Below are 26,934 nucleotides of genomic sequence, written 5' to 3'. Positions count from 1 at the left end.
CCGCCGCGAAGTCCTCCAGATCACACCGGACCGCAGCCAACTCCTCATTCAGCACACCCGATCAACGACACGACCGATCAAGAAGACACGCCGTCGCGGACCGCACATGACCATGCCCTACTAGGGGCTGTCCCGTAATCCCTGGCGAGCGCACGACGACAGCTGCGGCACCTCGCCGCGTTGTCGGAACGCCCGCATACATCCAGTATGCGTACGTCCCTCCGCCTTGCGATGCACGGCACCAGACCCCGCTCCCTGATCCAGCCTGATCCAAACGAAAGGCCCTAGCGCGTGGCGAGTTCGCGCACCGTCGCCATGTCGCTGAACGGCAGAAGTTCCCCGTTGACGATCTGGTGGGGTTCGCTGCCTTTGCCCGCGATCAGGATGACGTCGCCGTGCCCTGCGGCGGACAGGGCGAAGGAGATGGCCCGGCGGCGGTCGGCGAACCGCTCGAAAGTGGTGCCGCTCGCGAGCAGGCCCGGGACGATCTGATCCATGATCGCCCGGGGGTCTTCGTTCCGGGGATTGTCCGAAGTGAGGACGCACAGATCGGAGTAGGTGCCGGCGATCTCCCCCATCCGGGCGCGCTTGGTGACGTCCCGGTCCCCGCCGCAGCCGAAGACTGTGACGACCCGGCCGGAGGCGAAGCCGCGGATGGTGGTCAGCACCTTCTCCAGTGAGTCCGGGGAGTGAGCATAGTCCACGATGACGGACGTGCCGTCCGGGGTCTCGTAGCGTTCGAACCTTCCCGGGATCGGCGGCAACTGCTCGAGTGCGGCGACCAGGCCGGCCAGGTTGTGCCCGATGAGGTGGCAGGCTGCGACAGCGGCCAGTGCGTTGGAGACGGAGAACCGTCCAGGCACGGGGATCGCCGCCGGATACTTGTGGCCGGCGTGGTGGAGGGTGAAGCGGGTTCCGACGGCGTCCATGGTGAGGTCGGTCGCCCGGTAGTCCGCCTCCGCGTCGATGCCGTACGTGACGACCGCGCCGGGCATGATCGCCTCGATGCAGGCTCCGATCGGGTCGTCGGCGTTGACCACCGCACGCCGGCACAGCCCCTCGAACAGACGCAGTTTGGCGTCCCGGTAGTTCTCCATGGTGCCGTGGTCGTCCAGGTGGTCCTGCGTCAGGTTGGTGAACACCCCTACGTCGATGAACGAGTGGTCGAGGCGGTGGGTCAGCAGGCCCATCGACGTGGCTTCGAGCGCCACGGTGCCGACACCGCGATCGCGCATGTACCCGAGCAGATACTGGAAGTCCGGCGACTCCGGTGTGGTCAGTACCGACGTCGGCATCGGGATCGGTTCGTCGCCGATCCGGCTGCCGCCCGTCCCGATGACCCCCACCTTGGCGTGCTCGGCGACCCTCAGCACCGATTCCACCATGGAGGAAACCGACGTCTTCCCGTTGGTGCCCGTGACGGCCACCATCTTCATCTGCCGGCCCGGCTGCCTGTGGTAGCGCGAGGCGACGACCGCGGCCGCCTCGCGCGTGTCCGCTACGGCCAGGACGCATACACCTGCTGTCGATGCCCAGGTCGCGACCGGAAGCCGCGCCGTCGCGGAGCAGATGAGTATCGCCACCGCGCCGCGTGCGAGGGCCGCTCCGATGGACTCGGGGCCGCCCTCACGATGGCCGGGTACCGCGATGAACAGGGATCCGGGAGTGGCGCGGTGGGCGTCGAAGTAGATGCCTCCGGTGATCCTTGTCTCCGGATCGCCCTCGATGACTTCATGATCGTGCCCGGCGAGCAGCTCGCTCAACTTCACGAGGGTCCTTTCGAAGATGCACCGGCTGCCGGTCGTCCGGCGGTCGGCGCGCAGGTGGCGCCAGGGCGCCAAAGGGTGACAAAGTGGGAAATTGTGGCGAGAGCCGTCGCTGTGCGGTTACAGAGGCGGGGAGGGGGCGCGCAGAGAATGGTTCGCCTGCAGGGGCGGAATGATCTGGGAAATGCTGAGAATTGCCCGGAACCGCTAGCCGTGGCCGTGCAATGCGCGACAGCGGACCGCCGGCACGTTCACCGGGTCGACGGCCGTCGCGCACGCGGCGGACGGGCACAGGGCATGAGCGGCCTGGAACAGGCACTCTCTCACTCCGCATGTGCGACCCATGTGTGGAGTGTACGTCCAGTCGCGGGGGCGATCGTGCACCGCTCGTTCGCACGTCTGCGTCATTGCTGCCGCGCTGTCTCCGGCACCCGCACCGCGAGGAACCGCCGTGCGGTGGCGCAGCCGGAAGCCCGGAAGCCCGGAGACGCGTGCAGCCGGATGGCGGTGGTGCGGCGTGCGGAGGTGTGCAGGAAAAGAGCTTTTCGCGGTACGGACGCCCGAGGCCACCGCCAGGACCCGAAGAGTGGCCAGGCCCTGCCCGCGGCTGACCAACCGCGCCCTGGGGCAAGGGACTTGCTTTTCGCCACGGAGCGTCGCCCCCGTCGGCGCGGCAGCCGGGTGGGTGTCGTCGCTGCACGGCGCCGGGGCGAGGTGGAACATGGTCGCTCGAGGATCAACGCCTCGGCGGTCCGGTGCCGTTCGGGCCGGCCGCCCCGGGCGTACGCCGCGGACCCCTGTACGGTCGGGGGTCGAACCGCCGCTCACCCAGGAGCTCAAAAGAATGCCTGTCGCCTTCTCCTCCACCGAGGTCCGCGAAGAAGGAATGCTGGACGTCGGGGACGGCAACCTCGTCCACTGGGAGGAGCGCGGGAACCCGGACGGCAAGCCCGCGCTCATCGTGCACGGCGGTCCCGGCGCCGGCAGTCCGTCCGGAACCCCCAAGGCCTTCGACCCGGAGTGCTACCGGATCATCCTGTTCGACCAGCGGGGGTGCGGACGCAGCACCCCGCACGCGAGTGATCCGGCCACGGACATGGCGGTCAACACCACCGAGCATCTGCTGCGTGACATGGAGCAGTTGCGCGTGTTCCTGAGGGTCGACAGATGGCTGATCTTCGGCGGCTCCTGGGGGTCGGCCCTGTCGGTCGCCTACGCCGAACGTCATCCGCAACGGGTCTCGGAACTGGTACTGCCCGCCTTCTGGCTGACGGGCCGGACCGAAATCGACTGGCTGTACCGCGGCGGGGTCGCGCGGCTCTTTCCCGAGGAGTGGGAGCGGTTCAGGAACGGTGCGCCGGAGGGGGAGCGCGATGGCGACCTGGTCGCTGCCTATGTGAAGCTCCTGGAACACCCGGATGCGGACGTACGGGCGGGTGCGGCCCTCTCCTGGGCGACCTGGGAGGATGCCGTTCTCTCCCTGGAGCCCAACGGCAGGCCCGCTCCGTACAGCGGTCGCGCGACGGACGCGCTGCTGGCGTTCGCACGGATATGTGCCCATTTCGCGGCCAACGACGGCTGGTTGGAGGACGGCGCGCTGCTTCGTGATGCCGGCCGTCTGGCCCGGATCCCCGGCGTGATCATCCACGGCCGGCACGATCTGAGCTGTCCGCTCGGTGCCGCCTGGGAATTCTCCCGCGCCTGGCCGGATTCGGAACTGCTGGTCTGCGACGACGCCGGGCACCAGGGCAGCGCCGCGATGAACGGGCAGGTGCGCCGCGTGCTGGCGCGTTTCGCCGGGCGGTGACGGCGGAGCAGCGGACCGGACCCCTGACGGAGGCCGTCGCAGATCGGACGGTCGCTGTCCGGCCCGCGGGCCGGCAGTGGTCTCAGCCCAGGGCCTTGTCGAGGTTGAACGCGGCGCTGATCAGCGCCAGGTGGGTGAAGGCCTGGGGGAAGTTGCCCACCTGTTCGCCGGTGCGGCCGATCTCCTCGGCGTACAACCCGACGTGGTTGGCGTAGGTGAGCATCTTCTCGAAGGCGAGACGGGCCTCGTCCACACGGCCGGCGCGCGAGAGCGCCTCGACGTACCAGAAAGTGCAGATGGAGAAGGTGCCCTCCTCGCCTCTCAGCCCGTCCGGGCTGCTGCGGGGGTCGTACCGGTAGACCAGGGAGTCGGACACCAGGCCGTCGCCCAGGACGTCCAGCGTGGAGAGCCACTTCGGGTCCGTCGGTGAGATGAACTTGGCCAGCGGCATCATGAGGACGGCGGCATCGAGGACGTCCTCGCCCTCGTGCTGGACGAACGCCTGCCGTCCTTCGGACCAGCCGCGCTGCATGATCCGTCGGTAGATCGTGTCACGGACGTGGGCCCAGCGGGTCATGTCCGCCGGCAGACCCCGATGGGTTGCGATCCGCATCGCCCGCTCGATCGCGACCCAGCACATCAGTTGCGAGTACAGGAAGTTCTGGATCTTGCCACGGGTCTCCCAGATACCCTCGTCCGGCTGGTCCCAGTTGTCACAGACCCAGTCGACCAGGGCGCCGATGGTGTCCCAGTGTTCGCTGGACAGCGGCTGGCCCCACTTGTCGTAGAGATAGAGCGAGTCGATGAGGGCCCCGTAGATGTCCAGTTGGAGCTGGTTGACGGCGTTGTTGCCGATCCTGACGGGCGCCGATCCCAGGTGGCCCTCCAGATGGTGGAGCTCCACCTCGGGCAGTTCACTGCGGCCGTCGATGCCGTACATGATCTGCAGCGGGCCACCGGCGCTCTCACTGAGACTGATGCGTTCCGACAGGAAGCGCACGAAGGATTCGGCTTCGTCGGTGAAGCCCAGCCTGAGCAGCGCGTAGATGCAGAACGCGGCGTCCCTCACCCATACGTAGCGGTAGTCCCAGTTGCGCTCGCCGCCGATCTGCTCGGGCAGACTGGTCGTGGGCGCGGCCACGATGGCGCCGGTCGGCGCGTAGGTGAGGAGCTTGAGGGTGAGCGCGGAGCGGTGCACCATCTCCCGCCAGCGCCCCCGGTAACGGGAGTGGGACAGCCACGACCGCCAGTACCGCACCGTGGCGCCGAAGAGTTCCTCCGCCTCCATCACCGGGCAGGACCGCGGTTCCACCTTGCCGCCGATCCGGTCGAGCGCGAAGACCGCCGCCTGTCCCTCGTCCAGCTTGAAGGAGGCCACCGCATCAAGGCCGTCGACATCGGCCGCGACGCTGGACGTCAGCGCGAGCGAGAGATCCGGGGAGTCGAACACGGTATGCCCCTGCCGCTGACTCACCGTGTGCGGGCTCCGGCCGTAGTCGAAGCGGGGGGCGACGCGCGCGGTGAACGGCATCGACCCGCGTACGCAGATGACCCGCCTGATGAGGCGGTGACGGTCCGCCTCGCGTGAGTCGTCGACGATCGGCATGAAGTCCTGGACCTCGCCGACTCCTTCGTCCGCGAAGAACCGGGTGATCAGGATGTTGGTGTCGGGGAAGTAGAACTGTTTGGTACGCGCGGGCACATCCGGTGAGAGCTCGAACGCCCCACCGCGGTCGGCGTCGAGGATTGCCGCGAAGACGCTGGGCGCGTCGAAGCGCGAGCAGCAGTACCAGTCGATGGTGCCGTTCGTACCGACCAACGCGGCCGTGCGCAGATCGCCGATCAGTCCGTGCTCGGCGATGGGCATGTAGCGGGGCGCGTCGGCCCTGCAGGGGCGGAGGCTCTCACTCGTGATCATCTGGCCTCCCCGTGCTGGGGAGCGGGAGCAATGAATTCAGGTTACCTCCGAGCCGTCGCAGTCAGCGAGCGCACGCCCTGCCTGCCGCGGGGGGACGGAGCCGTGGTTCGCTGCCCGGACCGCGGCCGCGCGGAGAGCGCCGTTCCGGCATGGCGGCCTGGTGCGGGAACCCGGTGCGCACGGGTGGGCCAACCGTGCCCCGACGCCTCACACGGCGGCGAGGGAGATCTCGGTCGACTTGATCAGGGCGACGACGGAGGAGCCCGCGGAGAGACCGAGGTCGGTGACGGCGTCCTTGGTGATCGCCGCGGTGAGTTCACCGCCCGGGACGGTGACCTTGACGGAGGCCATGGCGCCGCCCGTGGCGACGTGGTCGACCGTGCCGGGTAGCCGGTTGCGGATGGACAGGCCCTCGACGGCGGCGGTCGCGAGGGAGATCTCGGTGGACTTCACCAGGATGCGTACGGCGGAGCCCTCGGCCAGGCCGAGTTCCCCGACGGCCTCCAGCGTGATCGCGGCGGTGATGTCCTGACCGCCGTCGAGGCGGACCTTGACGGTCGCCATGACCTCGCCCGGGGTGACGGTGGTGACCGTGCCGGGTAGCTGGTTGCGGATGCTCAGGCTCATGACGGAATGCCTCACCCAAGGTAGGGATTGTCAGGCTGTGCGCCTGCCGTACTCCTCACCGTAGCCGGGTCGGACGCCGCTCTCCCGCGGCTCGTCGCATCCGCCGGGCGAAGGGGCGCGGGCGCCGCGTCAGGCCGGGTATGCGTGCGTCTGCGCGGCCTTGACCGTGGCCCAGACCGGTGTGCCCGGGCGGAGGCCGAGTTCGGCCGCGGCGACTGTGGTCAGGTCGGCGGCGAGGGAGAGCTCGCCGGTGAGGTCGGCGCGGATCAGGTCTCCGTGTGTTTCCAGTCCGGTTACCTCGCACTGCCACAGGTTGCGGGCGCTGGAACCGGTGGGCCGGTCGCGGTGGAGGGTGACCGCGCCGGGCGGGAACGCGACGAAGACGGGCCCGGTGTGATCATCGGTGGTGGTGACGACCGTGCCGGAGCCGAGCCGGACGGTGTGCCCCTCCGCCTGTCCCTGGTAGAGGTTCAGACCGACCAACTGGGCGATGTAGTCCGTACGCGGACGGCGGGCGATGTCGGCGGGCGTCCCTTCCTGGACGACCCGGCCGTGCTCGACGACGACCAGCCGGTCGGCCAGCACCATGGCGTCCAGCGGATCGTGCGTGACCAGCACGGCCACCGCCTCGAAGTCGGCCAGATGGCGGCGGAGCTGGGCGCGCACGTCGAGACGGGTACGGGCGTCGAGGGCGGCGAGCGGTTCGTCGAGCAGCAGCAGCCGGGGGTGGGTGGCCAGAGCCCGGGCGAGGGCGACGCGCTGGGCCTGCCCGCCGGACAGCCGACGGGGCCTGGCACCGGCATGATCGGCCAGACCCATGCGATCCAGCCACTCGGCGGCCTGCGCGCGTGCCTCGGACTTGGACGCGCCCTGGCAGCGTGGGCCGAAAGCGATGTTGTCGAGGGCCGAGAGGTGCGGGAAGAGCAGGTAGTCCTGGAAGACGACGCCGACCGGACGGGACTCGGGCGGCGTCCGGTCCAACCTGACGCCGTCCAGGCGCAGATGACCGCCGGTGAGCGGGGCGAGACCCGCGAGCGCGCGCAGGGCCGTGGTCTTGCCCGCGCCGTTGGGCCCGAGGAGCGCCACGACGTCGCCGGGCGCGGCGGTCAGCGTCACGTCCAGGTGGAAGGCGCCGTTGCTGACGACGAGACGGGCGTCCAGGCCGGCGGCGGAAGCGGCCGTGGCGGGCAGGCCGCCGGTGGCGTCGTCGATGTCTGTCATGAGAGGTTCGCCCAGCTGTCGCGCGACGGGGGAGCAGGAACGGAGAGACCGGAGGTCCGGTGTCCCGGCAGTCCGGGTCGGGCTGCGCGGAACTCGCGACCGGTCCCGGTCATGAAGCAGTCATCCAACGGTCCCGCAGGCCGGCCAGGACCGCGATGGACACGGCGAGCAGCACCAGACTCAGCGCGATCGCGGCTGCCGGGTCGCTCTGCAGGGCCAGGTACACGGCCAGCGGCATGGTCTGCGTACGGCCGGGAAAGTTGCCCGCGAATGTGATCGTCGCGCCGAACTCGCCGAGCGCGCGCGCCCACGCCAGCACCGCGCCGGCCGCGATGCCCGGCGCGATGAGCGGCAGTGTGACCCGGCGGAATGCGGTGAAGCGGGAGGCACCCAGCGTGGTGGCGGCCTCCTCGAACCGGGGATCGGCCGCCCGCAGCGTGCCCTCCACACTGATGACGAGGAACGGCATCGCCACGAACGCCTCCGCGACCACCACCCCCGCCGTCGTGAACGGGAGCGTGATCCCGAAGGCCGAGTCCAGCCACTGCCCGACGACACCGTTGCGTCCCAGCGCGAGCAGCAGTGCCACACCACCCACCACCGGCGGCAGCACGAGCGGCAGCGTCACCAGGGCCCGTACGAAGCCGCGCCCGGGGAAGTCGGTACGCGCGAGGACCCAGGCCAGCGGCACGCCCAGCACCAGGCTCACCGCGGTCGCGGCGGTCGCGCACACCAGGGACAGCTGGAGTGCCTGCCACACCTCCGGGCTGGTCAGCTGGTCAGGCAGGCTGCGCCACGGGGCTCGCACCAGAAGGGCGGCCAGCGGCAGCAACAGGAACACCAGGCCGACGAGGGCGGGCAGCAGCAGAGGCAGCGGTACCTTGCCCCGGGCGTCCGCGCGGGAGCGCCGGCGCCGCGGCCGGTCCCGGTGGGCGTCGCCACCCACCGGGACCTCGTCCGCGGCGCCGGACCTGTCCAGCTCGGTCACGGCTTGAGGAAGCCGGCCGCCGTCAGGACGTTCTGGCCCTCGGCGGACTGCACCAGCTCGATGAACGCCTTCGCCGCGTCGGCGTTGGGCGCGTCCTTGAGCAGCGCGATCGGGTAGTCGTTGATGGCCTCGGCGGACTCGGGGAACTCCACACCTTCCACCTTGTCACCCGCGGCCTTCACATCGGTCTTGTAGACCACGGCAGCGTCGGCCTCCTTCAGCTCCACCTTGGTCAGGGCGCTCTTGACGTCCTGCTCGTACGAGACCGGGGTGAGCTCGAGCTTGCTGGCGTCCAGCGCCTTCTGCGCGGCCGCCCCGCACGGCACCGTCTTGTCGCACAGCACGACCTTCAGGCCGGACCTGGTGAGGTCCTTGAGGGAGGAGACCTTGTCGGGATTGCCCGGCAGAGTCGCGATCTCCAACTGGTTGCGCACGAAGGTGGACGGTGTGCCGGCCGCGTCCTTCTTGTCGGTGACGATCGCCATCGTCTTGGGGCTGGCCGCGGCGAAGACGTCGGCCGGGGCGCCACCGGTGATGCCCGCGGCGAGGGAGTCGCTGCCGCCGAAGCTGAAGGTGACCTTCGTGCCCGGGTGCGCCTTCTCGAATTCCTTGCCCAGGGTGGTGAAGCTCTCCTTCAGCGAGGCGGCGGCGAAGACGGTCACCGTGCCGGAGAGATGCTTCGCCGAGTCCGTGGCGGAGGGGGAGGCGGAGTCCGACTTGGCCGAGGAGTCGTCGGAGGAGGAGCAGGCGCTCAGTGCCAACAGCGCAGCGGCGCCTGCGCCGGCCACCTGCAGGGTCCGGCGGGTCCGGCGTGCGGAACGGGTCATCACGGGGTCTACTCCCTCTGGTTTCTTCCGGAGCAGTCCGTCGGACTCCTCCACGGTCCTTCGACGACCACATCGGTCGACTTGGGTCACGGTCACCGCCGGACCCCGGGATCCGGCTTCGGTTCCCCGGTCGGCTCCCGGCCGGTCATGCGCACCGTCCGGAACGGCCCGGGGCCGCACCTGCGCAGACGCCGCTCCGGGACTCACGCCGACGACGGTGCCGGAGAGTCGGTCGCGCACCGAGGGACCGTTGTCCGTCCACTCGGCTCGGTGCAACTCCCGGATGGAGAAAGCCGGTTCCGGTCCGGGACCGTCCGGCGGCCCGGCCCGGGACCGAGCGTCCGTCCGCCTGCCCGGCGCCGCAGCACGCCGACGCCGACACCCGGCACGGCAGCCGGTTCCCCGATCCCGTAGGTGTGCATGTGCAGATCATACTGCCGCAGATACGAGGCGGAAGTCTCCTGTCGCATCGCATGAGCTGGACAGACAGCGGAGGTCAGTGGGCATGTGCGTTTATACGGGAGCGCTGCACGGGTATCGGCATTCGGGAGGTGGTAGCCCGTGTGTCATCCCCTTGCGGCCGCCGCACAGGTGGCAGAGGTCGCCCTGACCGGTGACCTGGCGCGTCCGGTCCGGCTGACGGTGCCCGACCTGCTCGCCTGGCCCCAGCACCGGGCGCGGGTGAGCTTCGAGTGCGCGACGAGCGGTATCCGGCACCATCGCTTCGCAGGGCCGTTGCTGTACGACGTCCTGTCCGACGCGGGCCCCGCCTTCGACCCCACCCGGCGCAAGGACCGTATGCGGTTCCTGATCGCTGTGACAGGTGCGGACGGTCATCACGCCGTCCTGTCCTGGGCGGAGATCGACCCCGACTTCGGCCGCGCGTCCGTCCTGCTCGCTGCCAGCATCGACGACGCCCCGCTCGACCGGGCCGGCCCCCAGCTCGTCCTGGAGCGGGACCGCTGCGGCGCCCGGCACATCAGCGGCATCAGGGCGATTCGCGTGGACGGCGGCTACGCGGCCCGGACGTGACACCGATGCGACCGAACAGCAGGGAGCAGCCGGCCGGAATACATCGGTGACCGTCCGCCGTGCCTGGCCGTCGGGGGCGTACCGGTGCCGATCGCCCGGCTCCGGGGACCGGTCGCGTGGGACTTGTCGTGGTCGTCCACGGCCTCCGGGGTGAATCGTCGGTCCCCGGTTGCCGTCCGGCGTGCGGTCGTGAGTGTTCCTGGCGGCTCCGACCACCCCGAACACTCACGACGCCAGAGCAGCGGCCTACCTGGCGAGTTCGGCCGGATCGTCCAGCCGCGTCAACTTCCGCGGGTTTCTCATCAGGTAGATCCGGGTGGCCCGCCCGCTCTCCACCACGAGGCTCACCGCGGTCGGCTCGCCGTCGACCTCGAACCGGCCCGCAGGCGCGCCGTTGAGCCACACGGTCATCGTCTCGAGCGCGTCCACCACCTGCCGGTTCGCGCGCGCGAGCACCGCCGCCACCGGTTCGGCCCCGCGGATCGGAGCCAGAGCGGCGGACGCAAGCCCGCCGCCGTCGGCGATCAGGACCACGTCCGGCGCCATGACCTCCATCAGCTCCTGCAACTGCCCGGTTCGCAACGCGGCCAGGAACCGCTCCACCACGGCCTGCTGCTCCGACCGGCTCACCTGCGCCAGCGGCCGCCGGGCCGCCACGTGCTCGCGCGCCCGCCGGGCGATCTGCCGCACCGCGGCCGCGGACTTCCCGACGGCCCCGGCGATCTCGCCGTACGGCACCTCGAAGACCTCGCGGAGCACGAACACCGCCCGCTCCGTGGGTCCGAGCGTTTCCAGCACGGTCAGCATCGCGATCGATACGCTCTCTGCGAGTTCGACGTCGTCGGCGACATCAGGGCTGGTCAGCAGCGGCTCCGGCAGCCACTCGCCCACGTATTCCTCGCGGCTGCGCGACAACGACCGCAGACGGTTGAGCGCCTGCCGTGTGACGATCCGGACGAGGTAGGCCCGCGGGTCACGCACCTGCGCGCGGTCGACGTCCGCCCACCGCAGCCAGGACTCCTGCAGAACGTCCTCCGCGTCGGCCGCGGACCCGAGCATCTGGTAGGCGACCGTGAACAGCAGGCTGCGATGAGCGACGAACGGATCCTCGGTCATGCCGTCGACGCCATCCGGGACTTCTCGGGGCGCGCCGCCAGCGGAATCCCGCACGCGTCGGAGTAGCCCTGCGACGTGATCCCGTGCGCCGTGTTGGTCCTGGTCGACAGGTTGGCAAAGCCGATGAACACGGTGAGCTCGACCAGCGCAGCCGGACCGAGCCGTTCGAGCAGACTCGCCGACAGTTCGTCGGTGACGGTCGTCGGCGTGTTCGTCATGGCCTCGGCGTACTCCATCACCTCCCGCTCCAGTGGCGTGAACACCTCCGACTCCCGCCAGCGCGGAACCTGGCTCGCCTTGGCCACGTCCACACTCTGGTTCAGCGCCGCGAAGTAGTTGATGTCGAGGCACCAGCTGCAGCCGACCTGCGCCGCAACAGCCATGTGTGCGAACGTCTTGAGGCCGGTGTCGGCCGCATTCCACGCGCCCACCTCGGCCGAGAACTCCAGGTTGGACGTGGCGACGTCGGGGTTGTTGAACAGCACCTCGACGGGCTCGGGCACGGCACCGAGCTGTTTGATCAGGCTGTCCCTCATCCCGGCGGGGAGCTCAGCCTTGGGAATGCGCGATGTCATGGTGTTCTCTCCTTGTCCGGTGGCCTGTTCGACATGAAGACACCACCGGGTCCGTGAATGTGACACCACCGCCACCACATGCGGACCGTCAGCACGCACCGGCCGGGAGCGCGGCGAAATCAGTGGGCTCGCAGCCAGAAGGGCAGCAACCGGCCGGCGCTGAACACAGACGCCCGCCGTGGCGGGGGTTGAGGGACATCCATGTCAGATCGTGCGCCATGCCGACGTCGGCCCTGGTGGGAGGCTGACGTCTGCGGCAAGAAGACGGAGAACGTCCGCCGCTACTCCAAACCGTCACCAGAAGGCTGCCGAGCACGTATGCCTGCTCGCTCCCGGGGGCAGCAACCGCTGAGCCGCGTTCCTTGATCCTTCTTGGTGGCAACGGCGGAGGCGGAGAGGAGTGTCGCGGCGGCGAGGCTGCCCCAGAGGGCGGCCGGGCCGTGGGGTGCGAGCGTGGTGATGACCGCCGGGGAGACGGCGAGGCCGAAGCCGGTGGAGAGCTGGAAGCGAGCGAGGGCGCGCCCCAGGACATGGGCCGGGGCGAGTGCGGTGACGAGCGCGGTGGCGCTGCCGGCGTAGATGATCTCGCCGATCGTGCAGACCACGGACACCGCGGCGACGGCCGGGATACCCCAGCCGTGTCCCAGTGAGGTGGCCGCGAGGAAGCCGAGGTAGGACGCGGCCAGCACCACGCCGGAGAGGGCCAGCACGGTCCGCCGGGAGAGGCGGGACATGAGGACGGTGACCGGCACCTGCAGGGTGACGACCAGCGCCGTGTTGGCCACGAAGACGGCTGCCGGCCACACCGGTGACGCGTGGAGCTGCGTCGACAGGACCAGAGGGAGTGCGATCTCGGGGACGTTGAGGCAGAAGGCGTAGACCACATTGGCGGCAAGGAGCGCGAGCATCCGGGGTGCGGGCTCGCCGTCCCGGTCCTTGGCCGGGGCGGCCTCCGTCGGATGTGCGTGCACGTGGACCGACCACGCCAGGGCGGCTGCGGCAAGGTAGGCGAGCGCAGTGACAGCTGCCAGTGCCCGCAGTCCGGTGGTGCCGCCCGCCAGGCATACGGTGGCAAGGAGTGCTCCGACGCCCAGGGCGGCGTTGCGCAGGGCGCGGGCCCCTGCGAGGGCGGTGTCGCGTTCTCGGCCGTGGGCGACCGTGGCCACGAGCGCGGCGTGGGCGGCCGGCCATGCCTGGTTGCCGATGCCGAGGAAGAGTGCCGCCGTCGCGAAAAGCCAGACGTGCCCCGCCGGGGCGGCCAGCAGCAGCGCCACGCCCAGCACCCGCACCAGCATCGACGCCGCCACGACCGTGCTGCGTGCGCCGCGGTCCAGCCATCGGCCCACTGCGGGCATGCACACCAGACCCGCGACGATGCCGACCGTCATGGCGGTGCCGGTGACCGGAGCGGTCAGCCTCAGTACCTTCATGCCAAAGAGCAGTAGAAAGGGCCGCAGCAGGCCGGTGCCCAGCGCGTCCACGGCCAGGGCGACGGCATAGCGGGGGCCTCCTGAGGCGCGGACGAGGGCGCGGGGCTGTATTCCGGTGATGGTTGCCATGGAGTCAGACGGTGCGTGCGGCCGCCGGGGCAGGGCACGTCGGTTGACGCACATCGTCAATCGGCGCCGTCGCCAGGTTGTCCGGGCGGTGATGATGGGGGGATGACGCTGAGGATCGACATCAGCGGTCTGCCGTCCGGGCGAGTGCGGTTCGCCGCCTCCCCGTTGGCCGAGCTGACCGCGATGCTGCACGTGCTGGCCGAACCCGGTCACCATCCGCAGTTCGCCGGCTGGGCCGCGGACGTCTGGGCCGCGCTGCGGCCGGAACTGGCCGAGCGGCTCAGGGAGGCGGAGTTCCTCTGGCGTTCCTCACAGGCCGACTTCCTGATCCCCGCGCGGCCCCGGCCGACGCTCGCCGAGGAGCTGGACGACGTGGACCGGATAGACGACGAGACGTATGTGACCGCCGCGCTCGTCACCACGTGCGGCAGCAACCGGGTCCATTTCCCCGGGGTGTCGCCGCTCACCGACACGACAGCGCGCGAACGGGCCCTGGACGTGGCCCAGGCCCGCGGCGCGCTGCAGGAGGCCTTCGCGGAACGGCTGCTCGCGGACCCGGCCGCGGTGCGAGCGCGGGTGCGCCACACCCTCGAAGAATGCGCCGGAGCCTTCTTCGACGGCGCCTGGGCGGGCGCCGCGGTGCAGCTCGCCACCGATCTGCGACTGAAGAACGAACTGCTCAGGCGCCACGGCGTCGGGGCGGCAATCGCCTCGGTCTCCGGCGCGGTCACCCTGGCACCGGACGGCGACTGCATCATCGTGGACAAGGTGCAGGACAAGGCGACCGCCGCCCGTGGCGCCGGGGTCACCTTCATCCCCAGCGTCTTCGGCCGCCCGCACCTGGTGGCCGTCCACGCGCCCGGGTGGCATCCGGTGGTGCAGTACCCCGTCGCCGAGCCGAGTCCGGCTGAGCCGGTCTCTCTGGAGACGGTCACCCTCCGGCTGGAGGCGCTCGCGCATCCGGTACGGCTGCGGCTGCTGCGCACCCTGGCCCGCGGCCCGCACACCACCGCCGAGCTGGCCCACTTCTGGGAACTCTCACCCCCGGAGGTGTCCCGCCATCTCGCCGTCCTGCGCCGCGCGGGCCTGCTCACGACTCGACGGCACGGTCGTTACGTCCGGTACACCCTCAATCTGCCCGATCTGACGGCGTTGGGCGCCGACCTGCTGGCGGCCGTACTGCGCTGAGTAGCTTCCGTCCGTCGGAACGCGGACGACTTCTCCCCGGCCGGCACCTGCCGCGGATCCGGCATGAACCGGCCCATGCAGCGCACGCTCGTCAGCTGGACCGCGGACCCGATCCGCTTGTGCGAACGCCGCTTGGCCTGCAGTTCTCCAGATCCGAGTCATCCAGGAAGCAGTACCGCTCCAGCTCGGCACGAGACGGTGCGCCGTTGAACGCCGCGTACCGGGCTGCCTGTTGATCCGGCAGGAACTCGACCGCCACCAGGTCCTCCGAAGATCGACAACATCGACCCGTGAAGGCTGCGCCGCGCGATCAGCCCAGGTCAATGCGTCAATCGAGGCCGCGAGGGCTTAGCGCACACTCTGACATGGATGTTCCTCAACCCCCGCGTCCATGACCCTCCGCGACGGCCTCACCGCACACCACGGACCACACAGGCCGTGCCCGTGGACGCGCGGAACTTCGCGGCGGCACCGGCGTCGGCTCGCGCGCTCAGGTGCGGTCGATGTGCACGCTGGTCGACTTCACACGGGCGGTGGCCTCCACGCCGACTTCCAGGCCGAGATCCTCCACGGCCTCCCGGGTCAGCAGCGAGACCAGCCGGTGCGGCCCGGCCTGGATCTCCACCTGGGCCGCCACATCACCGAGCTTGACCGCGGTCACGATGCCCGGAAAGGCGTTGCGGACGGAGGTGTACGAGGCGTCCTCCTCGCCGGTCCCGGTCTTGGCGACCTCGATCGAGAAGGCGGCCAGATCCCGGCCGTCGATGAGCCGGCGTCCGCTCTTGTCGCGATGCGTGGCCACCCGCCCGGCGTCGGCCCAGCGCCGGGCGGTGTCCGGGCTCACACCCAGGAGACGGGCCGCCTGCCCGATGGTGTAGGACTGCATACACGCCAGGATAGGCAACTTTTCCTTGCATATGCAAGCTATTTCGCGTGTCGACATGGCATGTGCAGACTTTGTCGCATGGTCACCCGGCCCAGTGTGCCGGCTACGCCTGCCGCCAACCGTTGCACGCCGACCCGCACCGGCCGGCCGGATGCCCCGGGCCACGCCGCTTTCGCCTGCGCGCCCGGGGTGTCCGGCCGAACGTCCTGCCCGGGCGCGGCGGACCCGTGGAGCACTGCTCCTCGGCCGAAAGCCCATGACGGTGGGTCACCGCGAACTGCCCGTCACACGAGATCACTCGGCGACCGGACCCGGGCGGTGAGCCAGGGCGGTCAGGCGGGCGTACCCGATGACATGGCCGGACATGGTGAAGGTGGTGACCGCCGCAGGGGTGCCGGCGGGCAAGGCCAGGGTCGGGACGTCCAGGGCGTAGACGCTGATCCAGTAGTGGTGGGTGACATCGCCGGCGGGCGGGCAGGGGCCCAGGTAGCCGGTCACGCCGGCATCGTCGGTGCCTGCCACCGCACCGGACGGCAGATCGGTGCCCAGGGCGGTGGCGTCCGCCGGGATGTCCCAGGTCAGCCAGTGCCAGAAGCCGGAGCCCGAAGGTGCGTCGGGGTCGTACATGGTGACGGCATAGCTACGGGTGCCCCGCGGGGCGCCGTGCCAGGCCAGCCGGACCTGCCGGTTGGCGCCGGCGCAGCCGAAGGCGTTGGCGTAGGCGTCGGTGGGGAAGGTGCCGCCGTCGCGGACGTCGGGGCTGGTGACGGTGAAGTGGGCCGCGCTGTCGGGGACGCCCTCGCGGACGGCCGCCCAGCCGTACCCGGCATCGCCGGACGGGGCGTGCACCGCGTCGTGTGCTGCGGCGGGTGAAGTGGGGTGCGCCTGGGCCACGGTGGTCCAGGCCCCCGTCGCGGCGGCGACGGCCGACAGTGCGATGGCGGTGCGTACGGATGTCTTCATGGGTGCCCTCCCGGGATCGGTGCGTTTCGGGGTGTGGTGACCACACTCCGGGGCCGTCGGAGGCGGCGGGAAGGCTCTTCGCACCCTGGGGTTCCGACTACCAGGTTCACGGGTGGACGGCGCGCGGCCATTTCCGGAGCATGGGGGGATGGCGGGGACAGAGGCGTGGAGAGACGTAGGGGCAGGGGCGGGCCTGGCGGCGACACCCGGCCGGGCGGTACAGGAGGACCGGGCTGGTGCCGCCGGACGCCCGGCGGCAGCGCACCGTACGCCCGGGCGGGCCGAATTGGCGGCCTTCCTGCGGGCGATGCGGGCCCGGCTGGGGCCGGAGGACGTCGGGCTGCCCGCCACGGACCGGCGCCGTACGCCAGGGCTGCGCCGCCAGGAGGTCGCACAGCTCGCCGCAGTCAGCATCGACTGGTACATCCGTCTGGAACAGGGCCGGGTGGGCACCCCTGGGGCGGCGGTGCTGGACGCACTCGCGACGGCGCTGCGGCTGTCGGAGGCCGAGCGCCGGCACCTGCACGTCATCGCCCGCGGTGAGGCCCCGGTGACCGGGCACATCCCCGCGCGGGTCGGCACCTCGCTGCGGATGCTGCTGGACGGGATGCCTCTGCTGCCCGCCTACGTGCTGGACGCCAGGCTGGACATCCGGGCACACAACGCCGCCGCGGAGGCCCTCTTCGGGACGGATTTCGGCACCGGCGACCAGGACAACCTGGCCCGGATGCTCTTCCTGGACACGCCGGTTGCCGCGATGCAGCTGGACTGGGCGAAAGTGGCCCGCGAGACCGTAGGCAATCTGCGGGCGAACCTCGCCCGGCAGCACGACGACGGCGGACTGCGCGCGGTGATCGGCGAACTGCACGCACACAGCCCGCAGTTCGCCGCCTGGTGGGCGGATCACACGGTCCGCGAGAGAGACCACGGCAGCAAACGGCTGGCGCATCCGACGGTCGGTGAAATCACGGTCCGCTACGACGCGCTGGCCGCGCCCGGCGAGTCCGGCCTCCGCCTGGTCGCCGTCACCCCGGCGGACGCCGCGGCCGAACAGGCGCTGCGAACCATGGTGGCGGAACGCTCGTCGGCGCTCGCCCGCCCGGGCTCCCGGGCGATCGTGGCCTGAACCGGCCGGCCGGCGTCCCGGGCTCCGGCCGGGGGAGCAGTCACGATGTGTTCAGGTCCGCCGTGCCGGTCTTCGGCCGCGGCGCCCGCCGGGGTGACGGGGCCGCTGGGGCCTCGGTCGGCGACCATCTCTCCCAGGCGCTCGCCGACGGCGGTCTCGGCCTGGGCACGGTGGGCACCAGCGCGATCTTCCTCGTTCTGGTCCTGGCACTGGTCGGCTATCTGACGGTGACCCGCCGGGACGCGTCCGACGCCCCGTCACGCAGTCGGAAGGCTGACCACGAACCGGGCGCCGGAGGCGGCCGGATCCCAGTCGACGTCGCCGCCGGACGCGCGGGCCAGCCGCCGGGCCAGGGCCAGCCCGAGACCGGCTCCGTCATGACCGTCGTCCGGGTCGGCGCGGTGGCCCGGTTCGAAGAGGGCGGGGCCGGTCCCGGGCGGCAGCCCCGCGCCGTCGTCGGTCACGGTCAGCTCCACACCGTCCGGTGTCCGCGCGTACGCCAGAGTGACTGCGGTGGCGGCATAGCGGCGGGCGTTGTCCAGCAGGGGCGTGAGGATGCGCTCCACGACCGCCGGGGACACCCCTGCGGTGACGGCGTCGCCGCCCCGTACGGACAGCGGCGGGGCACCGGGGTGCTGTCGCGTGTACTGCTGAGCCAGGTGCTGGGCCAGTGCGGGCAGCCGGCAGCGGCCGGGGGGCTGCCCGGTGCGGGCGCGGGCCTCGGACAGCAGGGTGTCGCAGATGTCCCGCATGGTGGTGGCCGCGGTCATGATCGCCCGGTGGGAGGCACGCTGTTCGGCCGCATCCCGTGACCGGGCCGTGAGCCAGTCGGTCTCGGCGACAATGCGGGCCAGCGGGGTGCGCAGTTCGTGCGACAGCTCCGCGGTGCGCAACTGCTCGTGGCGCAGTACGGCGGTGAGCCGGTCCAGCAGTTCGTCGAGGTTGGTGGCGAGCGAGGCCAGCTCGTCCGGGCGCCGACCGGTGCCGAAGCGTTCGGCGGCACCCAGCTCACTCCAGCGGGCCGCCCGGCTGCTCATCTCGGCGACAGGGCGCAGGGCCCGCCCCACGATGGTGCGGGTCATCAGGTACACCCCGCCCAGGAGCAGCAGCCCGAGGACGGCCGAACCGGCGAAGGCGGCGCGGGCGGTGCTGCGGTACGGGTCGAGCGGGACGGCGACGACCACGGTGCCGGTCCGGCGGCCACCGGCGCGCACCGGCCGGGCGTAGAGCCGGGATGCGCTGCTCCCCGCCGACTCCCGGTAGCTGCTGCCACGGTCGGCGAGCCCGTCCGCCTGCCGCTGAAGGGCGGCGGGTGCGTTCGGACGTTCGACGGCCGTGCTGCCGCGGTAGATCCAACTGCCGACATCCAGGGCGCGGTCGTCGGCCGGTTCGTGGACGACGATTCCGCCGTCCGGGCGCGCCTCGACGGTGGCGGCCACCGCCGCGGCACGGGTCCGCAGCAGGTCGTCGGCCTGGCTGCTCAGCCGTCCTGCGAGGGCTATGTCGAACGCGACGGTGAGTGCGGCGACCCAGACCGTCGAGGAGGCCAGGGCGAGCAGGGCGAGGCGGCCCCGCAGGGTGCCGGGCAGTGAGGTGCGCAGCCGTCGGATCACGCGTGACCGCCTCGTACCAGGCGGTACCCGACGCCACGTACAGTGCTGATCTCCTGTGGGCTGTCCGCCTCGCGCAGCTTCCGGCGCAGCCGGGTGAGGTACTGGTCGAGCGTGTTCTCGCTGACCCGAGCCCCGTGGGGCCAGGCCGTGCGCAACAGTTCCCTTCTGCGCACGGTGTTTCCGGGCGCGGCCATCAGAGAGGCGAGCAGGCGGAATTCGGTGGGCGTGAGGGCCACCGGCTTGCCACGCACCTCCAGGAGATGGCGCACCGGATCGAGCCGGAGCTCCGCCACCTCGATCGCCGGGTCCGGACCGGTACGCCGCAGCGCCGCCCGGATCCGCGCGGCGAGCTCGGCCAGGTGAAAGGGTTTGGCGAGGTAGTCGTCGCCGCCCGCGGAGAAGCCCGAGAGCCGGTGGGTGAGCGTGTCGTGCGCGCTGAGGAAGACCACGGGAGCCCGCAGGCCCGCTGAACGCATGGCCTGGCACACGTCCCGGCCGTCCGAGTCGGGCAGTCCGATGTCGAGGACTACGGCGTCCACCGGGTCGCCGAGGGTACGCAGGGCGCCTGCCCCGCTGGCGGCGGTCACCACGGCGAAATTCTCCTCGCGCAGCCCGCGGGCGAGCACGTCGCGCAGCCCGTGGTCGTCCTCGACGACCAGGACACGGCGTTGCGCAGGATCCGTCACGGCAGTCGAGCCCTTCCGTCGTGCCCCGCAACCGGGCCGCCGCATTGCTGTCTACAAGACTGTAGACGAAAGTGGCGGGTTTGCGTTCCGTCGCCCATCGGGTCGTCCGGATGCGCCTCCGGCGCCTGCGTGCCGTTCATGGCCGCCCGCGCGGGCCATGAGGCGAGCCGGCGCGACGTCGCCGCCCGGTTGTGAGGCGGGCGATCGCGCTCCTGGCAGGATGGCGACATGGAACGTGTGCTTGGAGTCGGCGGATACTTCATGCGAGCCGCCGACCCGGTGGCCCTGGGTGCGTGGTACCGCGACTGCCTGGGCCTGGACGCCGATGTGAACGGCCTGTGGCGTCAGGAGTCCGGAGTGACGGTGTTCGCGACCTTCGAGTCCGAGACCGAGTACTTCGGGTCCCGCGCCCAGCAGACGATGCTCAACTTCCGTGTCCGCGACCTGGATGCGATGCTCGCGCAATTGCGCGCCGAGGGAGCGGACGTCGCCGAGGAGACCCAGGACATGGAAGGGGTCGGTCGGTTCGGCTGGGTCACCGATCCTGAGGGCAACCGGGTCGAGCTGTGGCAGCCCGGCTGACAGTGTCTTCACGCCCGCGGTGACGTGCCGGCGGCCGGCTGGGTCGTTGAGATGTTCCCCTTGGCCGGGCCCGCGCGGCCATGTCCCGTTTCGCCCCCTGCGGGGCTGTCGCGGGAGCATCGCGGCGAGCTCGTGGCCGAACTCGCGCCCTGGAGCACCCCGGCCATACTGAGGGGAGTACGCGCCGCGGGCGGTGCCCCCCATGCCGGGGCATCACACACCGCTCGCTCGATGCCCGCCGAGGCAAGGAGGCGGTGACCGACGCATGTGCGCCAGTGCCCGGTCCGACGGATGTCCGCCGGAGTCGTCCCCGGCGGACCGTTACGGCGAGGCGGTGTTCCGGCCCGAGGAACCCGGCGAGGACGACCGCATCGATCTCGCAGCGCTCACGTACGACGACATGACCATGGCCCGCCTGCGGGATCTGGGCGCCGGGCCGGGCTGGAACTGCCTCGATGTGGGAGCGGGCACCGGTACCATCGCCCGGCGGTTGCTGCGCGAGGCCGGTGTCGCGAGTGTGCTCGCCGTCGACCGCGACACACGCTTCCTGGCCGCCCACCCGTACCCCGGGCTGACCGCCCTGGAGGCCGACATCGGGGCCCCGGGGTTCGACCCCGGCCGGTTCCACCTGGTGCATGCCCGATTCGTCCTGATGCACCTCCCCGCACGGCAGCGTCTGATCGCCGCGCTGGGCGGACTGCTCGCTCCCGGCGGGGTGCTGGTCCTCAGCGATGCCGTCGACCTGACCACCGCGACCGCGCCGAGGACTCCGTACACCCAGGTGATGCGGGCCATGTGGCAGGGGCTGCGGGAGACCATCGGCACCGACATCTCCTGGGTTCCCGACTACCCGCGACTGCTACGGGCCACCGGGCTGCACGCAGTCGCCGCCGAGATCCATGTGCCTCCGCTGGTTCCGGGGAGCCCCATCAGCTGTTTCTGGGCCGAGACATGGGGCCGGGCGCGGGAGTCGATCCTGGCCACCGGACTGGTGGACGACACGACGCTCGACGAGGCGGTCCGGTACCTCGAATCGCCCGAGTGTGCGGCGCTGCCGCCAGGAATGATCACGGCCTGGGGGCGGCGGGCCCAGCAGGCCCCGCCGTGACCGCCGTCGCACCTCGATCCCGCCCGGCATCGCGCCGACGGCCCACCGGAGGGCCGCCCCCGGGTCGGCGCCCCGGTCGCTGACGTCTTGCGGGGTCCGCGGTCCCGGGCGCCGATGTTCAGCCGCGTGCCGCCTCCGCCGCCTCCCGCGAGATCCGCTCGAACTGCGCGCCCATGGCTTCCGCCAGCGCCTGCGCGGCCGACATGGGGCGGACCATCACCGTGAGTTCATCGATCTTGCCGTCCTCGTCGATGTGCAGGAAGTCGCAGCCGTCGATCTCCCGGTCGCCGACCTTCGCCCTGAAGACCAGCGCGTGATCGCGGCCGTCCGCTCCCGCCAGTTCGCGTGCGTACCGGAAGTCGGTGAAGACCCGTGAGACGCCGCGCAGGATCGACGCGGTGATCGCCCTTCCGGTGTACGGCTTGAACGCGACGGGGCTGGTGAACACGACGTCCTCGGCCAGCAGGGCCTCGATCGCTCCATGGTCCCCGGCCTCGACGGCCGTGCGGAAAGCGTGCATCCCCGCCACCTCTCATAGTCAATTAGTTGAATAGGTGTGGAGGGTAGGGTGTCGCCATGGCATTGCGCAATGCGGTACTTGCGGCACTTCTGGACGGCGAGGCCTCGGGATACGACCTGGCCAAGGATTTCGACGCCTCGGTGGCCAACTTCTGGATGGCGACACCGCAGCAGCTGTACCGGGAACTCGACCGCATGGAGTCCGACGGCCTGATCGAGGCCCGGCTCGTCCGGCAGGAACGGCGGCCCGACAAGCGGCTGTTCTCCCTCACGGAGGCGGGGCGCGTGGCCCTGCATGAGTTCACCACCGAACTGCCCAGGCCCACAGCCATCCGCGACGAGCTGATGGTCAAGGTGCACGCCGTCGACGAGGGCGACCCCGATGCGGTGCGGGCAGCCGTCTTGGAGCGCCTCGCATGGGCGCGGGCCAAGCTCGCCCGCTACGACCGGCTCCGCGCCCGCCTGCTCGACGGGCGGACGGAACAGGAGTTCCTGGCCGGCGCCGAGCGCATCGGCCCCTACCTCACGCTGATGCGGGGCCGCGCCTTCGAGCGGGAGAACATCACCTGGGCCGAGCAGGCCCTGCTTCTCCTGGACCGGCGCTCCGGCGTGCCCCGCCGGGACACGGCCCGTTGACGTGCGTGGACCGGCGGGACGGGGTCCGGGGGTGTTCAGGCCACCGCTGCGGCGAGCGCCTCGAACTCGGCGTCGCTCAGCGTGAGGCGAGCGGCCTCCACGTTCTCCTCCGCGTGTGCGACGCTCTTGGTGCCGGGGATGGGGAGTATCACCGGCGAGCGGCGGAGCAGCCAGGCCAGGGCGAGCTGCGAGGGGCTCGCGCCGTGGTCCCGGGCGGCGGCGTCGAGCGGGCCGCCCGCACGGGCCAGTTCGCCGGTGGCCATCGGGAACCACGGGATGAACGCGATGTTCTCGCGCTCGGCATGGACGAGCAGGTCCTCGGCGCTCCGGTCGGCGAGGTTGTACAGGTTCTGCACGGAGACGACGTCCACGAGCTTCCGGGCCGCTTCGAGCTGCTCGACGGTCACCTCGGAGACACCGATGTGGCGGATCTTGCCCTCCTCCTGGAGGAGTTTGAGCTCGCCGAGCTGGTCGGCGAGCGGCACCTGCTCGTCGATTCGGTGCAGCTGGTACAGGTCGATACGTTCCAGGCCGAGGTGGCGCAGACTCAGCTCGGCCTGCTGACGCAGGTATTCGGGGCGGCCCACGGGACGCCAGTCGTCAGGACCAGAGCGGGTCAGGCCGGCCTTGGTGGCGATGACGAGATCGTCCGGGTAAGGGTGCAGTGCCTCGCGGATCAGGCGCTCGCTGACGAAGGGACCGTACGAGTCCGCGGTGTCGATGAAATTCACGCCGAGCTCCACGATGCGACGCAGCACGCGTATCGCCTCGTCGGGGTCCTCGGGCTCGCCCCAGACGCCTGGTCCGGTGAGCTGCATGGCGCCGTAGCCGAGGCGGTTGACGGTCAGGTCGCCGCCGAGCGCGAACGTGCCGGAGGAATCGGCGGGGCGGGGTGCGGCTGAGGTGGTCATGGTGCGGATCCTTTCCGGGCGGATAACGAAACGACACAATCAAGTCTCGCGTACGGGAACGACCGGGGCACGGGGCAGGAGTGGCGCGGGGACGTAAGGGCTGCTGCCGTACCCGGCGCCCGCCCACCACCGGGAGACGGCCGCCGTGGCGCTCCGTGCGTGCGACCTGGTCGGAGGGCGTTCATCAGGCCGAACGCGCTGTGTGCCCGCACCGGGCGACGGGCGCGACCGATCCGCTCCGGGAGGAGCCGCAGGACCGGTCCGATGGTCCGGAGCCGCCGCCGCCCGGGCCGCGCAGCTCCGGCGGCCGACCCGGCAGCGCGCCCCGGATGAGCCCCGGCTGCTACCGTGGATCGGATCCCATCACGTCCATATGCCCGTTCTTGCGGTTTGCCGGCGGTTCCGCCTGCCGGAAATTCCTCGATACGTGCCGCACATCGAGGAAGGCTCTCCCATGACGCGCCCAGTCCGTACGAACGCCCCGAAGGGCGAGCTCGACCTGCCCGAGACGGCTACCGCGGCGCTCCCGGCGGCCGCCTCGTTCGCCGACCTGGACCTGCCCTCCGTCCTGCTGGAGACGCTCACCCGTCTCGGCGTGAACGAGCCGTTCCCGATTCAGGCGGCCACGCTGCCGAACTCCCTCGCGGGCCGGGACGTCCTGGGCCGGGGGCGCACCGGATCGGGCAAGACCCTCGCTTTCGGACTCGCGCTGCTCACCCGCATCGGGAACCGGCGCGCCGAGCCGAAGAAGCCGCTCGGGCTGATTCTCGTCCCCACCCGGGAGTTGGCCCAGCAGGTCGGCGAGGCGCTCACGCCCTACGCCGAGGAGCTCAAGTTGCGGATGGTCACGGTGGTCGGCGGCATCTCCATCGGCAGGCAGGCCGGTGCACTGAGGGCCGGTGCCGAGGTCGTCGTGGCGACCCCCGGACGCCTGCACGACCTCATCGAGCGCAAGGACGTCCGGCTGGACCGGGTGCGCGTCACGGTGCTGGACGAGGCCGACCAGATGTGTGACATGGGTTTCCTTCCGCAGGTCACCGAGCTGCTCGACCAGGTGCGCCCGGACGGCCAGCGGATGCTGTTCTCGGCCACTTTGGACCGTGACGTCGAACTCCTGGTACGCCGCTACCTGCATGACCCGGTCGTCCACTCGGTCGACCCGTCGGCGGGGGCCGTCACCACGATGGAACACCATGTGCTGACCGTCCACGGCGCCGATCGCTACGCCGTCACGACGGAGATCGCGGCCCGTGACGGCCGGGTGCTCCTGTTCCTGGACACCAAGCACGCCGTCGACCAGCTGACCAGGCACCTGCGGGCCAGCGGCGTCCGCGCCGCCGCGCTGCACAGCGGGAAGTCCCAGCCGCAGCGCACCCGCACCCTGGCGCAGTTCAAGAACGGTCAGGTCACCGCGCTGGTGGCCACCAATGTCGCGGCCCGGGGCCTGCACATCGACGACCTGGACCTGGTGGTCAACGTCGATCCGCCCACCGACCACAAGGACTATCTGCACCGCGCGGGACGCACCGCCCGGGCCGGTGAGTCCGGCAGCGTCGTCACGCTGGTCCTCTCGAACCAGCGCCGGGAGATGAGCCGGCTGATGGCCGACGCCGGCATCGCACCGAAAAACGCCGCGGTGCGCTCGGGAGAGGCGGAACTGAGCCGGATCACCGGTGCCAGGGCCCCTTCCGGAGTCCCTCTCGACGGCGGTCCCGCCGTGGCGGGACCCAGGAGCGGCCATGCCCCGTTCCGGGGCATGGGAACCGCCAGAGGCGAGTCCGGGCGCTCCGGCGGCGGGTCCCGCCGGGGCGGTGAGGCCCGCAAGCTGGCCGAGGCCCGTAAGGCCGCTCGGGTGCGTCGCGGCTCGTAGCGCGGCCGGAACCCGGCGTGGAGACCCGCCGGTGTGCTGTACGGCCACACCTCTGCCGACCGGATCGGTCCGCCGTCCGCGATATCGTGCGTCTTCCAGCCACCGGGTGTTTCTGCGCCCGGCGGGACGACCAGCGGAAAGACACGGCGGCAGCCGGACGGAGGGCGGTTGCGGTGAGCGCGGACAGCCGGACCCCGCACAGGGCAGTGCTCGGGACGTGGCCGACCCCGCTGGAGCCCATGCCCCGGCTGGCCCGTGCGCTCGGACTGGGCGCGGACGACCTGTGGATCAAACGCGATGACCTCACGGGCCTGGGTGGCGGCGGGAACAAGGTCCGCAAGCTTGAGTGGACGTGCGGCGTCGCGCAGTCCGAAGGCGCCACAGTCCTTGTGACCACGGGCGCGCCGCAGAGCAACCACGCCCGGTTGACCGCGGCCGCAGGTGCCCGGCTGGGGCTCGATGTCGTACTCGTGCTCGCGGGCGCTCCCGGATCGTCGAACTCCGGGAACCTCGCGCTCGACGGACTCCTCGGTGCCACGGTCGTCTGGGCCGGCGACGCCGCGCTCGACGCCGCTGCCCGGGAGGTGGCGGCGCGGCTGCGGCAGCAGGGCGGGGTTCCCGCGCTCATCCCCTTCGGTGGTTCCAGCGTGCTCGGAGCACGCGGGTACGTCGAATGCGGGCGGGAACTTCTCGCCCAGGCCCCTGACCTGGCGGCCGTCGTCGTCGCGGTCGGTTCGGGCGGAACCATGGCCGGACTCGTCGATCCGCTCGGCTCCGCCCGAGTGATCGGAGTCCACTGCGGTGCTGTCGACGATCCGGTCAGGACCGTGTCCGGCATGGTTTCCGGCCTGTCCGGCACGCCGTGTGCACCCGAGACGCTGAGAGTACGGCTCGACCAGGTCGGCGACGGCTACGGGGTTTTGACCGAGCAGGCCATGGCCGCTCTGACCCTGACCGCGCGTACCGAGGGCATCGTGCTCGACCCGATCTACACCGGACGCGCGATGGCCGGGCTGATCGCGGCGGTCGAGGACGGTGACGTGGTGTCCGGGCAACGCACGGTCTTCCTGCACTCGGGCGGTATGCCCGGCCTTTTCGGCCACGCGGCGACAGTCGCGAAAGCAGAGGCAGCGTTGACCGCGTCGAAATCCTGAGGGCTGTCCCGTAATCCCTGGTGGATCAGCGCGCGGCGTCAGATGCGGTGCATCGTAAGGCGGAGGGACGTACGCATACTGGATGTATGCGGGCGTTCCGACAACGCGGCGAGGCCCGCAGCTGTCGTGGTGCGCCCGCCAGGGATTACGGGACAGCCCTCAGGGCTTGCAGGGAATCAAGGTGTTGCTTCCCGTTCGGTGGCTCGTTGTTGTGGTATGCGCATCCTGGACGAGACCCGTGACCAACTTGCCGTGA

General features: G+C 71.1%; 24 protein-coding genes and 2 pseudogenes. 10 read left to right on the top strand and 16 right to left on the bottom strand.

Translation table 11 applies throughout. The features are described 5' to 3' along the window. Window positions 1-284: 284 nt before the first annotated feature. Window positions 285-1,769: a UDP-N-acetylmuramoyl-L-alanyl-D-glutamate--2,6-diaminopimelate ligase gene (locus tag ACFVXE_RS35200; protein WP_389677414.1), complete on the bottom strand. Its 1,485-nt coding sequence runs from the start codon at window positions 1,767-1,769 to the stop codon at window positions 285-287. Between the two features lie 841 nt (window positions 1,770-2,610). On the opposite strand from ACFVXE_RS35200, the gene pip reads away from it, so the two are divergent. After that, complete coding sequence (gene pip / locus ACFVXE_RS35195) at window positions 2,611-3,573, top strand: prolyl aminopeptidase (protein ID WP_389677412.1); 963 nt, start codon at window positions 2,611-2,613, stop codon at window positions 3,571-3,573. An 82-nt stretch (window positions 3,574-3,655) separates the two neighbouring features. Here pip and ACFVXE_RS35190 read toward each other — a convergent pair whose 3' ends face one another. From ACFVXE_RS35190 to modA, 5 genes are all read right to left on the bottom strand, one after another. After that, entirely contained in the window at window positions 3,656-5,491 is a 1,836-nt protein-coding gene (locus tag ACFVXE_RS35190; RefSeq protein ID WP_389677410.1) for a glycoside hydrolase family 15 protein, read from the bottom strand. Window positions 5,492-5,698: 207 nt separating this feature from the next. After that, window positions 5,699-6,118, bottom strand: coding sequence for a molybdopterin-binding protein (locus ACFVXE_RS35185; protein ID WP_389677409.1), 420 nt, complete (start codon window positions 6,116-6,118; stop codon window positions 5,699-5,701). A gap of 129 nt (window positions 6,119-6,247) precedes the next feature. Next, entirely contained in the window at window positions 6,248-7,339 is a 1,092-nt protein-coding gene (locus tag ACFVXE_RS35180) for an ABC transporter ATP-binding protein (protein WP_389677407.1), read from the bottom strand. Between the two features lie 109 nt (window positions 7,340-7,448). Further along, window positions 7,449-8,327 carry an ABC transporter permease gene (locus tag ACFVXE_RS35175; protein WP_389677405.1) on the bottom strand — a complete coding sequence of 293 codons (879 nt, stop codon included), beginning with the start codon at window positions 8,325-8,327 and terminating at the stop codon, window positions 7,449-7,451. Further along, a complete protein-coding gene (modA, locus tag ACFVXE_RS35170) occupies window positions 8,324-9,154 on the bottom strand; it encodes a molybdate ABC transporter substrate-binding protein (protein WP_389677403.1) in 831 nt (276 codons plus the stop codon). The genes ACFVXE_RS35175 and modA overlap by 4 nt, the downstream gene beginning before the upstream one ends. Window positions 9,155-9,715: 561 nt before the next feature. On the opposite strand from modA, the gene ACFVXE_RS35165 reads away from it, so the two are divergent. Beyond that, window positions 9,716-10,186, top strand: coding sequence for a molybdopterin-dependent oxidoreductase (locus ACFVXE_RS35165; protein ID WP_389677402.1), 471 nt, complete (start codon window positions 9,716-9,718; stop codon window positions 10,184-10,186). A gap of 246 nt (window positions 10,187-10,432) precedes the next feature. On the opposite strand, the gene ACFVXE_RS35160 is transcribed toward ACFVXE_RS35165, so the two are convergent. The 3 genes from ACFVXE_RS35160 to ACFVXE_RS35150 form a co-directional block, all read right to left on the bottom strand. After that, entirely contained in the window at window positions 10,433-11,302 is an 870-nt protein-coding gene (locus tag ACFVXE_RS35160; RefSeq protein ID WP_389677400.1) for an RNA polymerase sigma-70 factor, read from the bottom strand. Then, entirely contained in the window at window positions 11,299-11,877 is a 579-nt protein-coding gene (locus ACFVXE_RS35155) for a carboxymuconolactone decarboxylase family protein (RefSeq protein WP_389677398.1), read from the bottom strand. The genes ACFVXE_RS35160 and ACFVXE_RS35155 overlap by 4 nt, the downstream gene beginning before the upstream one ends. Before the next feature lie 281 nt (window positions 11,878-12,158). Beyond that, window positions 12,159-13,436, bottom strand: coding sequence for an MFS transporter (locus ACFVXE_RS35150; RefSeq protein ID WP_389677397.1), 1,278 nt, complete (start codon window positions 13,434-13,436; stop codon window positions 12,159-12,161). Between the two features lie 102 nt (window positions 13,437-13,538). Between ACFVXE_RS35150 and ACFVXE_RS35145 the strand changes: the two genes are divergently transcribed. Further along, window positions 13,539-14,624: a DUF5937 family protein gene (locus ACFVXE_RS35145; protein WP_389677395.1), complete on the top strand. Its 1,086-nt coding sequence runs from the start codon at window positions 13,539-13,541 to the stop codon at window positions 14,622-14,624. 38 nt (window positions 14,625-14,662) lie between these two features. Here the strand turns inward: ACFVXE_RS35145 and ACFVXE_RS35140 are convergent. The 3 genes and pseudogenes from ACFVXE_RS35140 to ACFVXE_RS35130 all read right to left on the bottom strand — a co-directional run. Continuing rightward, window positions 14,663-14,883: pseudogene (locus ACFVXE_RS35140) on the bottom strand (DUF4158 domain-containing protein); the annotation flags it as partial. Between the two features lie 231 nt (window positions 14,884-15,114). After that, complete coding sequence (locus ACFVXE_RS35135) at window positions 15,115-15,510, bottom strand: molybdopterin-binding protein (protein ID WP_389677393.1); 396 nt, start codon at window positions 15,508-15,510, stop codon at window positions 15,115-15,117. A gap of 294 nt (window positions 15,511-15,804) precedes the next feature. Continuing rightward, window positions 15,805-16,473 carry a YbhB/YbcL family Raf kinase inhibitor-like protein gene (locus ACFVXE_RS35130; protein ID WP_389677391.1) on the bottom strand — a complete coding sequence of 223 codons (669 nt, stop codon included), beginning with the start codon at window positions 16,471-16,473 and terminating at the stop codon, window positions 15,805-15,807. Window positions 16,474-16,621: 148 nt separating this feature from the next. On the opposite strand from ACFVXE_RS35130, the gene ACFVXE_RS35125 reads away from it, so the two are divergent. After that, the gene (locus ACFVXE_RS35125) at window positions 16,622-17,599 is read left to right on the top strand and encodes a helix-turn-helix transcriptional regulator (protein WP_389677390.1); all 978 of its coding nucleotides are present in this window, start codon (window positions 16,622-16,624) and stop codon (window positions 17,597-17,599) included. A 47-nt stretch (window positions 17,600-17,646) separates the two neighbouring features. Continuing rightward, window positions 17,647-17,826, top strand: a pseudogene (locus ACFVXE_RS35120) (hypothetical protein); the annotation flags it as partial. A gap of 30 nt (window positions 17,827-17,856) precedes the next feature. Here ACFVXE_RS35120 and ACFVXE_RS35115 read toward each other — a convergent pair. Both ACFVXE_RS35115 and ACFVXE_RS35110 read right to left on the bottom strand, forming a co-directional pair. Next, window positions 17,857-19,212: a sensor histidine kinase gene (locus ACFVXE_RS35115; RefSeq protein ID WP_389677389.1), complete on the bottom strand. Its 1,356-nt coding sequence runs from the start codon at window positions 19,210-19,212 to the stop codon at window positions 17,857-17,859. Continuing rightward, the gene (locus ACFVXE_RS35110; protein ID WP_389677387.1) at window positions 19,209-19,898 is read right to left on the bottom strand and encodes a response regulator transcription factor; all 690 of its coding nucleotides are present in this window, start codon (window positions 19,896-19,898) and stop codon (window positions 19,209-19,211) included. The genes ACFVXE_RS35115 and ACFVXE_RS35110 overlap by 4 nt, the downstream gene beginning before the upstream one ends. 228 nt (window positions 19,899-20,126) lie before the next feature. On the opposite strand from ACFVXE_RS35110, the gene ACFVXE_RS35105 reads away from it, so the two are divergent. Both ACFVXE_RS35105 and ACFVXE_RS35100 read left to right on the top strand, forming a co-directional pair. Next, window positions 20,127-20,480 (top strand): VOC family protein, encoded by a 354-nt coding sequence (locus tag ACFVXE_RS35105; protein WP_389677385.1) that lies wholly within the window; start codon window positions 20,127-20,129, stop codon window positions 20,478-20,480. Between the two features lie 265 nt (window positions 20,481-20,745). Next, window positions 20,746-21,588, top strand: a complete 843-nt coding sequence (locus tag ACFVXE_RS35100) for a class I SAM-dependent methyltransferase (protein ID WP_389677383.1) — start codon at window positions 20,746-20,748, stop codon at window positions 21,586-21,588. Window positions 21,589-21,706: 118 nt separating this feature from the next. Here the strand turns inward: ACFVXE_RS35100 and ACFVXE_RS35095 are convergent, their stop codons facing one another. Next, the gene (locus ACFVXE_RS35095) at window positions 21,707-22,108 is read right to left on the bottom strand and encodes a nuclear transport factor 2 family protein (protein WP_389677381.1); all 402 of its coding nucleotides are present in this window, start codon (window positions 22,106-22,108) and stop codon (window positions 21,707-21,709) included. 56 nt (window positions 22,109-22,164) lie between these two features. Between ACFVXE_RS35095 and ACFVXE_RS35090 the strand changes: the two genes are divergently transcribed. After that, on the top strand, window positions 22,165-22,743 hold the full coding sequence (locus ACFVXE_RS35090) for a PadR family transcriptional regulator (RefSeq protein ID WP_389677379.1): 579 nt from the start codon (window positions 22,165-22,167) through the stop codon (window positions 22,741-22,743). 35 nt (window positions 22,744-22,778) lie between these two features. Here ACFVXE_RS35090 and ACFVXE_RS35085 read toward each other — a convergent pair whose 3' ends face one another. Beyond that, window positions 22,779-23,654 (bottom strand): aldo/keto reductase, encoded by an 876-nt coding sequence (locus ACFVXE_RS35085; RefSeq protein ID WP_389677377.1) that lies wholly within the window; start codon window positions 23,652-23,654, stop codon window positions 22,779-22,781. Window positions 23,655-24,108: 454 nt separating this feature from the next. Here ACFVXE_RS35085 and ACFVXE_RS35080 point away from each other — a divergent pair, with 454 nt between their 5' ends. Both ACFVXE_RS35080 and ACFVXE_RS35075 read left to right on the top strand, forming a co-directional pair. After that, on the top strand, window positions 24,109-25,524 hold the full coding sequence (locus ACFVXE_RS35080) for a DEAD/DEAH box helicase (RefSeq protein ID WP_389677375.1): 1,416 nt from the start codon (window positions 24,109-24,111) through the stop codon (window positions 25,522-25,524). A gap of 173 nt (window positions 25,525-25,697) precedes the next feature. Continuing rightward, a complete protein-coding gene (locus ACFVXE_RS35075; protein WP_389677373.1) occupies window positions 25,698-26,678 on the top strand; it encodes a D-cysteine desulfhydrase family protein in 981 nt (326 codons plus the stop codon). Window positions 26,679-26,934: the final 256 nt, after the last annotated feature.

Origin of the sequence: Streptomyces sp. NPDC058231 (assembly GCF_042882275.1) — a bacterium.
GTDB lineage: Bacteria > Actinomycetota > Actinomycetes > Streptomycetales > Streptomycetaceae > Streptomyces.
Note: the sequence above shows the minus strand (reverse complement) of the source record. Positions and strands in the feature narration are given on the sequence as shown.